Annotated in this window: 14 protein-coding genes; 7 read left to right on the forward strand and 7 right to left on the reverse strand. The window is 58.9% G+C overall.

What is annotated here, in order from left to right; all coding sequences use genetic code 11:
- Window positions 1-77: 77 nt before the first annotated feature.
- Entirely contained in the window at window positions 78-590 is a 513-nt protein-coding gene (locus tag BN77_RS01360; protein WP_007527693.1) for a MarR family winged helix-turn-helix transcriptional regulator, read from the reverse strand.
- A gap of 174 nt (window positions 591-764) precedes the next feature.
- On the opposite strand from BN77_RS01360, the gene BN77_RS01365 reads away from it, so the two are divergent.
- From BN77_RS01365 to BN77_RS35500, 4 genes are all read left to right on the forward strand, one after another.
- Complete coding sequence (locus BN77_RS01365; RefSeq protein ID WP_007527695.1) at window positions 765-1556, forward strand: creatininase family protein; 792 nt, start codon at window positions 765-767, stop codon at window positions 1554-1556.
- Between the two features lie 126 nt (window positions 1557-1682).
- Window positions 1683-2783: a CobW family GTP-binding protein gene (locus BN77_RS01370; protein ID WP_007527697.1), complete on the forward strand. Its 1101-nt coding sequence runs from the start codon at window positions 1683-1685 to the stop codon at window positions 2781-2783.
- Window positions 2783-3772 carry a WD40 repeat domain-containing protein gene (locus BN77_RS01375; protein WP_007527699.1) on the forward strand — a complete coding sequence of 330 codons (990 nt, stop codon included), beginning with the start codon at window positions 2783-2785 and terminating at the stop codon, window positions 3770-3772. Before BN77_RS01370 ends, BN77_RS01375 begins: the two co-directional genes overlap by 1 nt.
- Before the next feature lie 267 nt (window positions 3773-4039).
- On the forward strand, window positions 4040-4162 hold the full coding sequence (locus BN77_RS35500) for a hypothetical protein (protein WP_280109903.1): 123 nt from the start codon (window positions 4040-4042) through the stop codon (window positions 4160-4162).
- 91 nt (window positions 4163-4253) lie between these two features.
- Here the strand turns inward: BN77_RS35500 and BN77_RS01385 are convergent, their stop codons facing one another.
- From BN77_RS01385 to odc2, 3 genes are all read right to left on the reverse strand, one after another.
- Entirely contained in the window at window positions 4254-4481 is a 228-nt protein-coding gene (locus BN77_RS01385) for a DUF6719 family protein (RefSeq protein ID WP_007527700.1), read from the reverse strand.
- Window positions 4482-5584: 1103 nt separating this feature from the next.
- The gene (locus BN77_RS01390; RefSeq protein WP_007527706.1) at window positions 5585-6175 is read right to left on the reverse strand and encodes a GNAT family N-acetyltransferase; all 591 of its coding nucleotides are present in this window, start codon (window positions 6173-6175) and stop codon (window positions 5585-5587) included.
- A gap of 88 nt (window positions 6176-6263) precedes the next feature.
- Window positions 6264-7397: an ornithine/lysine decarboxylase gene (odc2, locus tag BN77_RS01395; RefSeq protein ID WP_007527708.1), complete on the reverse strand. Its 1134-nt coding sequence runs from the start codon at window positions 7395-7397 to the stop codon at window positions 6264-6266.
- A 564-nt stretch (window positions 7398-7961) separates the two neighbouring features.
- Between odc2 and BN77_RS01400 the strand changes: the two genes are divergently transcribed.
- The 3 genes from BN77_RS01400 to BN77_RS01410 all read left to right on the forward strand — a co-directional run bounded on the left by BN77_RS01400 (window position 7962) and on the right by BN77_RS01410 (window position 10657).
- Window positions 7962-8855, forward strand: a complete 894-nt coding sequence (locus BN77_RS01400; RefSeq protein WP_007527712.1) for a LysR family transcriptional regulator — start codon at window positions 7962-7964, stop codon at window positions 8853-8855.
- 87 nt (window positions 8856-8942) lie between these two features.
- Window positions 8943-9584: a DUF1007 family protein gene (locus BN77_RS01405; protein ID WP_007527714.1), complete on the forward strand. Its 642-nt coding sequence runs from the start codon at window positions 8943-8945 to the stop codon at window positions 9582-9584.
- Window positions 9585-9637: 53 nt separating this feature from the next.
- Window positions 9638-10657: a nickel/cobalt transporter gene (locus BN77_RS01410; RefSeq protein ID WP_244426199.1), complete on the forward strand. Its 1020-nt coding sequence runs from the start codon at window positions 9638-9640 to the stop codon at window positions 10655-10657.
- A 15-nt stretch (window positions 10658-10672) separates the two neighbouring features.
- On the opposite strand, the gene BN77_RS01415 is transcribed toward BN77_RS01410, so the two are convergent.
- The 3 genes from BN77_RS01415 to BN77_RS01425 form a co-directional block, all read right to left on the reverse strand.
- Window positions 10673-10888: a hypothetical protein gene (locus tag BN77_RS01415; RefSeq protein ID WP_007527718.1), complete on the reverse strand. Its 216-nt coding sequence runs from the start codon at window positions 10886-10888 to the stop codon at window positions 10673-10675.
- Window positions 10885-11583, reverse strand: coding sequence for a GNAT family N-acetyltransferase (locus BN77_RS01420; protein WP_007527719.1), 699 nt, complete (start codon window positions 11581-11583; stop codon window positions 10885-10887). Before BN77_RS01420 ends, BN77_RS01415 begins: the two co-directional genes overlap by 4 nt.
- Before the next feature lie 70 nt (window positions 11584-11653).
- The gene (locus tag BN77_RS01425; protein WP_007527721.1) at window positions 11654-12364 is read right to left on the reverse strand and encodes a tellurite resistance TerB family protein; all 711 of its coding nucleotides are present in this window, start codon (window positions 12362-12364) and stop codon (window positions 11654-11656) included.
- Window positions 12365-12437: the final 73 nt, after the last annotated feature.

Here is a 12437-nt window from a genome sequence, read left to right on the forward strand (position 1 = left end):
TAGAAGAATCGAGCGCTATTAAAATGTTTAATTAAAAGATTAAACACAGCGAGGCAATTCGTATTTTCACAAATCTGTCAGTTTTCCTCAGGCTCATCGAGGGGAATGGCGGCGGACTGCAAGTTGCCGTCAATTGCCTTCAATAGACGGACAAGATTACGGATTTCCTTCTCGGAGAACTCCTGGGTAGCCATGCTGTCGCACGCCGACGACGCCATTTCGATTGCCTTGACGCTGCCGCGGCCGAGTTCGGTCAGATAGACTTTCGTAAGCCGGGCATCATCGGCGTCCGGCTTGCGCTCGAGAAAACCTTGCGCCTCCATGCGCCCGATTGTCCGCGTCATGGTCGGCGCCTTGACGCCGAGCTTCTGCGCCAGCCCGCCGGCCGTCATCCCATCCGTTTCCGCAAGCAGCAGTATTACGCCGTCCTGGCCGGCATAGAGGCCGCTTTCGAGCAGATTGCGAGACAAAACAGTACGCATCGAGCGGGCCGCCTGCGTCAAAGCCGGCGAAAGATCGGCGACTGTGTATTCGGTCTGATCCTTTTTCTTGGACTTCTGCTTCTTTCCGTCCTTGTGCTTCTTCCCCATCGCCATTCCTTTGCCATTTGATGCGTTGCGCATCCCTCACCCTGCAAGGGAGCCGGAACATTCATGATCACCCCCCTGAATCGATTTCGGTTTAAGGGCTTATGCGATAAGCATTGAGAACGCTGCGTTATGACATTGCGCATCATCTCGTCATAAACAAGAGGTCTTAGCCGGATGAACGCGCCTTCTCGCGACTTCGAACACAACGATCCGAATCTCTCCTCGTCGGACCGCAGCCGGTGGATCGCCGTACTGCCGCTCGGTGCCCACGAGCAGCATGGACCTCACCTGCCCTTCGAAACGGATACATTGATTGCAGCCGGCATCGTTGCCCGGCTCAAGGCTGCTCTTCCCAGCACATTGCCGGTCACGTTTCTGCCGACGGAAACAATCGGTTACTCAGTGGAGCATATGGATGTGAACGGGACACAAACGTTGACATATGGCGAGGCTATCGAAAGATGGCTCGCCATTGCCGGGAGGCTTTCAGACATCGGCATACGCAAGCTGGTGATGCTGAACGCCCATGGCGGCAACTCGCCGCTGATGACGATCGTCGCGACAGAGGCCCGCGTCCGGTTCAACATGCTTGCCGTCGCGACCAGCTGGACGCGTTTCGGCGTTCCCGCCAAGGTCATTTCGCCCGAGGCAAAGGCGGTCGACATCCATGGCGGCGATATCGAGACGTCCGTGATGCTGGCGCTTCATCCTGATAAGGTCGACATGAGCAAGGCACGCGACTTCCCATCCCGCCAGTCCGATTTTGCCGCCCGCTTCAAACATCTGCGCGCCTACGGCCCACATGCCTTCGGATGGAAGATGTCGGATCTGAGCACATCTGGTGTCGCAGGTAATGCATCGCTGGCGACAGCAGAGAGAGGCGAGGCGCTGATTGCCCATTCCGTAAACGGACTGGTCGAACTGCTGCAGGACGTCGATACATTCGACGCAGCCGAGCTTGATTAATACCATACCCGTCGCGATGTGATCTTATAACATACAAAACCCTTTGAACTGCCGCTCGCAACTCCTTATATGAGACCGACGAATTTTCAGCCCCCGCCCCCGGGCGTGCCATCTCTCGAGGTTCTGATGACCGACGCGATTCCCACCCAGCAGAAGCCAATTCCCGTTACAGTTCTCACCGGCTACCTCGGCGCCGGCAAGACGACCTTGCTCAATCGCATCCTGTCGGAGAACCACGGCAAGAAATATGCGGTGATCGTTAATGAGTTCGGGGAGATCGGCATCGACAACGATCTCATCGTCGAATCTGACGAAGAGATCTACGAAATGAACAATGGCTGCGTCTGCTGCACCGTGCGCGGCGACCTGATCCGCGTCGTCGAGGGCCTGATGCGCCGCCCTGGCCGTTTCGACGGCATCATCGTGGAAACGACGGGTCTTGCCGATCCAGTGCCGGTCGCCCAGACCTTCTTCATGGATGACGATGTTCGCGCCAAAACGGAACTCGACGCCGTCGTTGCTCTGGTGGACGCCAAGCACCTTCCGCTGCGTCTGAAGGACAGTCGCGAGGCCGAAGACCAGATCGCTTTTGCTGATGTCGTCCTGATCAACAAGACGGACCTCGTGACGCCCGAAGAGCTGGCGCAAATCGAAGATATCGTCCACGCCATCAACCCCTCGGCCCGAGTCTACAAGACCAGCCGCTCGGGCGTCGATCTCGCTCGTGTTCTCGATCAGGGCGCCTTCAATCTCGAGCGTGCGCTAGAGAACGATCCGCACTTCCTCGATCATGACCACGACGATCACGTCTGCGGCCCGGATTGTGATCACGACCACCACCATCATCACCATGGTCATGATCACGACCACGACCATGACCATGACCATGACCACCATCATCATGGAGCAATGTCACCAATCCATGACGTGACGGTGCAGTCGGTCTCACTGCGCGGCGGCGAAATGAACCCGGAACGCTTCTTTCCGTGGATCCAGAAGATCACCCAGACGCAGGGCCCGAATATCCTACGCCTCAAGGGCATCATCGCCTTCAAGGACGATCCAGAACGCTACGTCGTCCAAGGCGTCCACATGATCGTCGAAGGCGATCATCAGCGTCCATGGCGGGAAGGCGAGAAACACGAGACACGCCTCGTCTTCATCGGCCGCGAACTCGACCGCGAAAAGCTCGAAGCCTCCTTCAGGGCATGCGAGGCGGCAGCCTGATGCCGACAGTTGCCCCGTTTGATCTCGACGGCCATATCCTGGCCGTCGAATTTTTAGGCGACATTCCCTTCTTCGCCAATGCCGCCGGCACCTTCCACCGCCTCGATGGTAGCGAGAAGGTGACCGAAGCCCATCAGGGCACGCTGACCTGCATCCGCGACCCATATAGTGAGAGCCTGATTTCCGGTGGTGAGGACGGCAAGGTGCTGCGCATCGCAGCCGACGCCGGAGTGACGAAGCTTGCCGACGCACCGCGCAAATGGATTTCCCAGCTTGCCGCCGGCCCGCAGGGCGCCGTCGCCTATGCCCACGGCAAGAGCGCCTTCGTTCGCCTCGCCGATGGCATGACCAAGGAATTTACCGAAGAACGCACCGTCGAAGGTCTCGCCTTCGCGCCCAAGGGAATGCGCATTGCCGCGGCGCGATATAACGGCGTGTCGCTGCATTGGGTCGGAACGGCCGCCAAGCCCGTGGATCTCGAATGGAAGGGCGCCCACACCGGTGTGACCTTCTCGCCGGATGGCAACTTCCTCGTGACCACGATGCAGGAGAATGCGCTGCATGGCTGGAAGCTCGACGGCAAAGCCGGCGCAGAAGCCCGGCATATGCGCATGACTGGCTACCCCGCCAAGGTGAAATCGCTCTCCTGGTCGGCGAAGGGCAAGTGGCTTGCCTCCTCTGGAGCGCCGGCCGCGATCGTCTGGCCCTTCCAGGGCAGGGACGGCCCGATGGGCAAGGCGCCGCTCGAGCTCGGCACCCGTGCCAACATCATGGCGACATCGGTGAAGTTCCACCCGGTCGAAGACATCCTGGCGATCGGCTTCATTGACGGCATGATTCTCGCCGTCCGCATTGCCGACAGCAAGGAAGCGCTGCTGCGCCGCCCCGGCAAGGGCGCGATCACCTCAATGAGCTGGAGCAAGAACGGCAAGCTGCTGGCTTTCGCCTCCGAAGCCGGCGATTGCGGCGTCGTCGACATCGCAGCCTAGGCGGCATGCACCGCTGGATACAGCAGCCCTGCGGCTTGAGGGCGAGCAGCGCGAAATGCACGCATTTCGCGGGGCGACCCAGCAGCCGCAGTCGGGACCGGAGAGCCACCACCCGAGCTTCGCTCGCATCGAAAGCAGGTTGCCAATCGTGATCTCGTCGAGGCGCGGGCTGGATTGGCAGGCATATCGGCTTTCAGGATCGGAGCGTGTTCGGGCCCTGCGCGCAATGCCAACGAGGCTTGAGATTATCGATTTGGATGCGGGCTGATGTTGACGGGGTCGGCCGTTGTAGCCTCGCTCCGCCACCGTCTGTCCGCCTATGGCGACAATCGTGGCTTTCATTGGCTTGAGGATCAGTCCAGCCAGCGTCCGGCCGCTTTCCTGCCGTGAAAAGCCAGCAAGCGGTGATTGCGGGACGGGACGCAAAATCATCGCCCGCAATGGGCTCAGATGGACGTGAAAGTTTATGATCTGCTGGTGCTCACCGATGCACGCAGGTGCGATTCATCGCGGAGCGCCTTTGCGCCTTGGTGTACTTGGCAATCATGCCGCTCGGGCACTTCTTGTCGTCGAAAAGCACCGATTGACCGGGTGCCAGCGATCCCAGCGTAGGCTTCGTTGAGACCGTCTGGATCGCACCTGCCGGCCCAACACCGACAGTGGCAAGGAGCAACGAAGCGGAGACCAGTGTTAAAGCCGAACGCGTCATGTGCATACCTTTCAATTGTACATTGTTATTTTACTATCTTAAAACACAAGGGCCGGCGCAATGAACCCGAAAGACGTAAGCCGGCGTTGCCGGACGACCAAGGCGCAGCGATGCGGTTTTGCCGGATCTGAGTCGTCGGGTAGGTGCTTGGGGTGGTAGTGGAATGTTGGGCTGTATCGCCCGCCCGATTGTGTCAGGCCATCGGGTCTTGAGATCAGCAGGAGCGTCAGACCCCGCCATTTTACCGTTATCGAGCGCCGAAACATGAACGGGAGGCGGATCGGTTCATGAACCGCGCTCCCTGCTGACCACAGGCGTAAAAGCCGTCTGCGCGGAAAATTCCTGCTCAAATTTTCATCTATATGATTGAAATAATTGCATATTACTGCGAACAAATCGCGAACCTTTATTCTCTCCGTCGCAAAACTCAGGTGTTGCTAAAATATCATTAATTTTTGCTCTCACAGTTTTTTGTTCATCTGGCGTTCAGAAAACTCTTGGGAAAGCCGGTTTTTGGGACCACATTAAGTTCCTGAGATAGGAGTGCATGAATGATTCTAAGGGCCACTGCCGCAGCGACTATATTCGCGGTCTATGCTTTCACGATGTTCTTCATCGCCGCTATACCTGAAAATGTCGTTCAGACTGCCGGAACTCAAATGATCGACACAAGCGTCGTAAAATGATTTGAAGCCTGCGGGGCAAGCAGTCGTAAAAAATAAGGTCAAGCGTTCGCCTGGCTCTTCCGGCGTCTCTAAACTCGATTTCCAAAATACAGGAAGATATAAGAGATCGGATGATTGGGCCCCGGCGGCGACCTCCCTGCACGCGAGTAGCGGGAAATTCCGATAGGCTTCCATGGTTCAAGCGGTCAGGAGGTCTGCCATGGAACTGCTCGTCGGTCGTGATGTTTCCGTTTGCACCGCCAGCGTCCGCGCGATGGACCGAGTGGTAAACTGATCCGAGAGCGCACCAAAAAAAAACCGGTACTCGTCAACCATCAAGACAAATGACAAACGCCACACCTTGCAGGCTCGCAGAGGATGTCCTTTGTTTGACAAACCCCGAAAAGCCCCTCCGCTTTCGGGGAGAGGCTCTGCCGATCAAGCCGCCCTGCGGACCGCCGCGCTGGCCAACAGTCGTCCCGACGGGATGATCATGCCGGCCGCGCCCTCAAGCCAGCCCTCGAACAGTTCCAGCGCCAGAAAGCGCGAGCGTTCGAAAGGACCCGGCATGACGAGATGTTGAGCCTTTTCGGCAAAGAAGCCGAAGCGCTCATAGTAAGGGGCATCGCCAACGAGCAGGATCGCACCGTGCCCGCGGTTCTTGGCTTCCAGAATGGCGGCGCGCATCAGCGCTGAACCGACGCCCTTGCCCTCGAAGAGGGAATCGACCGCCAGCGGCCCGAGCAACAACGCGTTAATGGGCGTTGCGTCGGCATTGACGCCTGCCTCGATGTTCCACAGACGCACGGTGCCGATGACATGATTGTCGCGATCGCGCGCGACAAGCGCGAGCCCTTCAGCGGGCAGACGGCCACGGCGAATCTTCTCCGACGACTTCTTGCGACGGTTCGGGCCCATGACACGATCAAGCAGGTTTTCGCGAGCCACGACGTCGCCGGGGTTCTCGGTATCGATGGTGAAGACAGAAGGCGCAAAATATGCGCGGACAGAATCAAGAACAGCGGCCATTTTGGCCTCCCGTACCCAAAACCGTTATAAGCGGCGATTGATATAAATTGTGAAGGCGCTGCCCCGGCTGGCTACGGGGCAGACAATCTTAGATAACGTAGGCCTTTAGCGGCTCGAAGCCATTGAACGCGACCGCTGAGTAGGTGGTCGTGTAGGCACCGGTGCCTTCGATCAGGATCTCGTCGCCGATCGAAAGGGTGAGCGGCAGCGGGTAGAGATTCTTTTCGTACAGCACGTCTGCAGAATCGCAGGTCGGGCCGGCAATCACGCAGGGCTCCATTTCGTCGCCGTCGCGCTCGGTGCGGATCGGATAACGAATGGCTTCATCCATCGTTTCAGCGAGACCGCCGAACTTGCCGATGTCGAGAAACACCCAGCGAGCATCGTCATTGTCCGACTTCTTCGAGATCAGCACGACCTCAGTCTTGATGACGCCTGCATTGCCAACCATGCCGCGGCCTGGCTCGATGATCGTCTTCGGCAGGTTGTTACCGAAGTGGTCACGGAGGCTCTGGTAGATCGCACGGCCATAAGCTTCCGCCGACGGAACGTCGCGAAGGTACTTGGTCGGGAAGCCGCCGCCCATGTTGACCATCTGCAAGTGGATACCCTGCTTGGCCAACTGAACGAAGACGCGCTTGGCATCGGCGAGAGCCGAATCCCAGGCATCGACCTTGGTCATCTGCGAACCGACGTGGAACGACACACCGTACGATTCGAGACCAAGCTGATGGGCATAGACGAGCACGTCGACCGCCATCTGCGGCACACAGCCGAACTTGCGCGACAGTGGCCATTCGGCGCCTTCGCCATCCGTCAGAACGCGGCAGAACACGCGGGCGCCAGGAGCGGCACGCGAGATCTTCTCGACTTCCTCATGGCTGTCGACCGCAAAGAGGCTGACGCCGAGCGCATGCGCGCGGGCAACGTCGCGTTCCTTCTTGATCGTGTTGCCGTAGGAGATCCGGGCAGCGGTCGCACCTGCGTTGAGCGCCATTTCGATTTCAGCGACGGACGCGCAATCGAAGTTGGAGCCCATGTTGGCGAGCAGCTTCAGAACTTCCGGAGCTGGGTTTGCCTTGACGGCGTAGTAGATTGCGCTGTCCGGCATCGCGTGACGGAAGGCGTTGAAATTGTCACGGACGACGTCGAGGTCAACCACGAGGCAGGGACCGTCGGGACGTCGGGTTGCGAGAAAGTCGCGGATACGCTGAGTGGTCATATCAATCCCTCTTCCAATTCCAGAGCTCCGGAAACCCGGAGGACAAAGGGCAAACAACCGCTCACATAAGGAACCAGCCGGTGGAGACCCCGGAACCTTGCAAGCGCCTGATCGCGCAGATAATGAACCAACGCCGCTGACACGGCATAGTTCGGCTTTGTCTGCCATGGATTGGAGGGAGATCCCACCGCACTTCCGGCAATGAAGGTGTGCCTCTTCAGTAACCCCGGCTGTTGGAAAGCCGGCAGACACCAGAAAGGCCCGCACCGTCGTTGCTTCAAGATGTCCTCGCATTTCCCGGTTGGCCGGAATAGCGACTGGAGCGGTTAGTTCCAGGTACCTTACCGATGATCCTCACCAAATCGAGGGTCGGCGGACACCCACAGGCACGTGCGACTTTGGGCAAGGCAGGAGATAAGAATATTCGCCGTCATAATCAAGCGGTTTTTTCGCATCCACCGGCAGAAAATATTTGAACAATACGTCACAATTTGTTCAACGTTGCGAAACGGCCCGCAACTCACTGATTTGAATGGCGGTTCGGCGCATTTTTGGGAGATTATCATGGACACGCTCACTCGCATCCGCGCCTTCATCGATGTCGTTGAAGCGGAAGGCTTTTCGGCCGCGGCGCGGCGCACTGGCCGTTCCAAGGCGCTGCTGTCGAAATATGTCCGCGAACTTGAAGACGAACTCGGCGCCCTGCTGCTCAATCGCACGACCCGTCAGTTCTCCATGACTGAGGCCGGCCACACCTACTATCGCACGGCTTCCGACATCCTCAAGGAAATCGACAATCTCGCGGATTTGGTGCGTGAGAATAACGCGCAGCTAAAGGGCCGACTGAAGGTTTCGGTGCCCAGGACGTTCGTCGACGCCGATGTCGGGCAGTCGCTGATCGACTTTGCCAGGGAAAACCCCGATCTTGCGCTGGAGATTGCTGCCGACGACCGATTCGTCGATCTCATCGAAGAAGGCTTCGACGTCGCCGTCCGCGTGACCAAGCTCGAGGACTCGGGCATGATCGCCCGCAAGATCTCGGATTTTCGGGTCCATCTTTGCGCAACGCCCGACTTCGTGGAACGTCATCCCGAGCTCGCCCATCCGTCGGACCTGTCGAACATCCCCTTCATCGTCGACACGAATTCGCGCAGCCAGGGCAGCATCCGCTTCTACAATCCGGACAACACCTCCTTCGCCGTTCCTGTCAGCGGCCCAATGGAGGTCAACAGTCCGCATGCAACGTTGCGCGCGGCACTTGCCGGCATAGGCATTGCGCTGATTCCCGACTTCATCGCCCGCAAGCCGATCGAGAATGGAGAGCTGGTGACGCTGTTCAACGATTACATTCCGACCGATCGTGGCATCTATGCTGTCTATCCGCACCGGCGGTATCTGCCGGCCAAGGTGCGGATCTTCGTCGACTACCTTCACAATTGGTTCAAGAAGCATTCCTGACCGCTTGCCATTGGGGACTGGTCCCAATTCCGTCCCATTTACTGGCAAGGAATCAGATGAATTTGGGATCCCGCAATAAGAGCACGCATGAAGAAATCGACATTCCTGATGGCGTCGCTCCTGTCGCTTTTGCCAGCTGCCGCCTTTGCGCATCCGCATGTATTCGTTGAGGCGAGGCTCGAGGTGGTCGCCGACGCTGACGGCAATATTGCCGAACTGCGCAACGTCTGGCGTTTCGACGAGGTCTTCTCATCATCCGTCGTGATGGATTTCGATAAGAATACCGACCTGAAGCTCGATCCGAACGAACTGGCCGAGGTCGGCAAGACCGTGCGGGATTCGCTGGTCGACTACGACTATTACATGAACCTCACGATGAACGGCAAAAACATCAAGGTCGAGAAGCCCGATCTGATCCACGTAGACTACAAGCAGGGCCAGCTGCTGATGTTCTTCGCCGTCAAGCCGGCGGAAAAGATGCCACTGAAGGGACGCCTGACCTTCGGCGTCTACGACCCGACGCTTTATACCTCGATCGATTTTCCGAGCGACAACGAACTGGTCCTCGTCGGGGATGGCTTCAACAGCTGCAAGCACCAGGTCGTCCGTCCCGACGCTGACCAGGTGATCGCCGAAAACAAGCAGTCCTTGACCGACGCCTTCTTCAACGATCCCACGGGAACGAACATGTCGAAGCTCTTCGCAACGCGGCTGGACGTATCATGCTGAGGCCCGGGCTTCGGCCTATTGCGATCGGTGTGGCGCTCGTGATCGTTGCGGGCATGGCCGCTGCGCACGCACAGTCGCCGCTCGGCATCGGCACGTCGGAGCCGAGCTTCCAGCCCACGGGCGGTCCGTTTGCTCCACTCCTTCTCTATGTGAACGCGCAACAGCAGGCTTTCTACCGTGCCCTGACGGGGGCGCTGCGCGCCATGCGCGAGGATTCCTGGCATCTTTGGACGCTGATCGGCCTCTCCTTCGCGTATGGCGTCTTCCATGCCGCCGGCCCTGGACATGGCAAGGCCGTTATCTCCTCCTACATGATCGCTAACGAAATCGAGCTGAAGCGCGGGGTGTCGATCTCCTTCGTGTCCGCTTTCCTCCAGGGACTGGTCGCAATCGTGCTGGTCGGCGGAGCGTGGCTGGTGCTGCGCGGGACCGGAATAACGCTGACGGCAGCGACGCAGGCCATGGAGATCGCCAGCTTCATCATGGTCATCCTCTTCGGATGCTGGCTGCTGTTTCGCAAGTTGCGTGCAATCATCTCCGGTATGTCGCGCCGCGAGGTTATGGCAACCTCCTCGGGCCCCATCAGCATGATGCTGGACTGGAAGGACAATGAGGAACCAAAGCAGGGCTCTCGCTATGCCTTCGGCGAGGCAGCAGCGAAGAAGGCCGGACACAATTTCATTGCAGGCATGGCCTGCGAGACCTGTGGCCAGTCACATATGCCCGACCCATCCCTGCTCGGAGGAGAAAAGTTCAATATCCGCGAAGCCTGGTCCGCCATCCTTGCCGTTGGCTTGCGCCCCTGCTCGGGCGCGTTGCTGGTGATGACCTTCTCGCTTCTTAACGGCCTCTATCTCGGCGGCGTCCTGTCGGTTACCGCAATGTCGTTCGGCACCGCCATAACGGTCGCACTGCTGGCGACGCTTGCCGTCACTGCCAAGGGCACAGCCGTGCGGCTCGCAGGCCGAGGCTCTGCCGCTTCCATTTGGATTGGGAATTTGATCGAAATTCTAGGCGCCCTGCTGGTGATGGTCATGGGCGCGCTGCTCCTCAGCGCTTCGCTGCAGGGCTAGCCGACGCCGGCAGCGTCACTTGCCACGCCGGCGCTGATAGCGTGCTCTCAGCCAGAAGACGACAAAGAAAGCGAGAACCAGGCAGGCGCCGACACCGGCCGCCAGATACGGCGAGTAGCTGCCGAGTCCAAGAACGATGGTCGGCATGAAATAGAGCACGAGACCAGCAGCCAGCAGGATAATAGCCGCCGCAATTGCCTGCGAACGGCCTTCCGTTTTCCGAGCCGTCATGCGGGCAATTCCTTGTTCAGCTCGGGGCGAATATCCTCCAGCCGCCGCTTCTGCTTGCCGTCGGCGTCAAAATTTCCGGGAGACAGCCAGGTCTCGAACGCGGCACTCAGGCCGGGCCATTCGGAATCGATGATCGAGAACCACGCGGTATCGCGGTTGCGGCCCTTGGAGATCATGTGCTGGCGGAACACGCCTTCGAAGGTGAAGCCGTAGCGTACCGCTGTCGTCTTGCTCGCCTCGTTCAGATTGTCACATTTCCACTCGTAGCGCCGGTACCGAAGCACCTCGAAAACATGCTTGGCCATGAGGTAGTGAGCTTCCGTCGAGAGCGGTGAGCGCTTCATGTCAGGACCGTGTGCAACGCCGCCCACTTCGATCACGCCATTGGCCGGATCGGCGCGCATATAATTCGCCATGCCGACGATCTTACCGTTGTTGCTGTTGTCACGGAAGATATGGGTCAGCCAGCCGGACTTGGAGTAGACCGAATGAAGCCAGTTGGAGAAATCCTCCATGCCGGTGAAATCGGGCTGCGCGAAGTAGCGTAGCAGGGGGTTGATCGCCATGCCACCAAGAGCGTCCCATAGCGCTTGCAGGTGCTGCTCGCGGACATAAGGTTCGACCGTGACAAAACGGCCCTTAAGGGTTACTGGCTGGGGTGCCGGGCAGCCCCTGAAAATCGATAGATCGCGCATGCGCTCCTCCAGATAAGGAGACATGGCTTAGGCCAGCCACCTGTGAAAGGCAACTGGCCGCTTGTCACCCTCACAAGCCGACCTTGGCGGAATTGACCGTCGCCTCGATGTGATCGACCAGCGCGTCGGGAAGGCCAAGGCGACCGGCCAGCAAATCGAGGTATCCCCGCTCGGCGCGCGAATCTGGCTCGATGGTCAGGCGCGAGGCCGTATAGAGTTCCACCCGCTGTTCTTCTGTCACGGCGGCTGCAACCAGCGCATCGAGATCCGTCGGCTGCTTCAGTTCCCGTTCGATGAAGAAGGCGGCTTCGCCACTGACATCCGCGGCCTTGATCTTGTCGAGAATGAGGGCCCGTTCACCGTCGTCGATATGGCCATCAGCCTTTGCCGCCGCGATCATGGCGCGAATGAGAACGAGGACGAATTCGTTGCTCTGCGCCGGCGAAGTTGCGCTAAAGCCAGACTCGGGGGGCGGCGGCAGCACTGCCGTCTTCGGCGGCGGTGCATCGGACGGCGTCGCGGGTGCCTGCCCTGCCTGATAGTTTTTGTAGGCCTGGTAGCCGAGGCCGGCAATCGCGGCGAGACCGCCGATCGTCAATGCATTGCCCGCAATGCTGCGACCGGTCTTGGTTCCGAGAAGCACGGTTGCGAGCGCGCCGGCTTTCCACGGGTTATCCTTGGCCATCTGTATCGCGTCGCCCGCCCGGTCCTTGACCGAACCGCCCACAGCCGGCACCTGCGAACCCAAGAACTGCTCAAGAAGCTTTTTCGCGTCGAACATTCCTCATTATCTCCCTGTCTAGAGGCCAGAGGGGAGATAGGTAATGACGCGGGAAATACAAATGCAGGCGGAA

Source organism: Rhizobium mesoamericanum STM3625 (assembly GCF_000312665.1).
GTDB lineage: Bacteria > Pseudomonadota > Alphaproteobacteria > Rhizobiales > Rhizobiaceae > Rhizobium > Rhizobium mesoamericanum.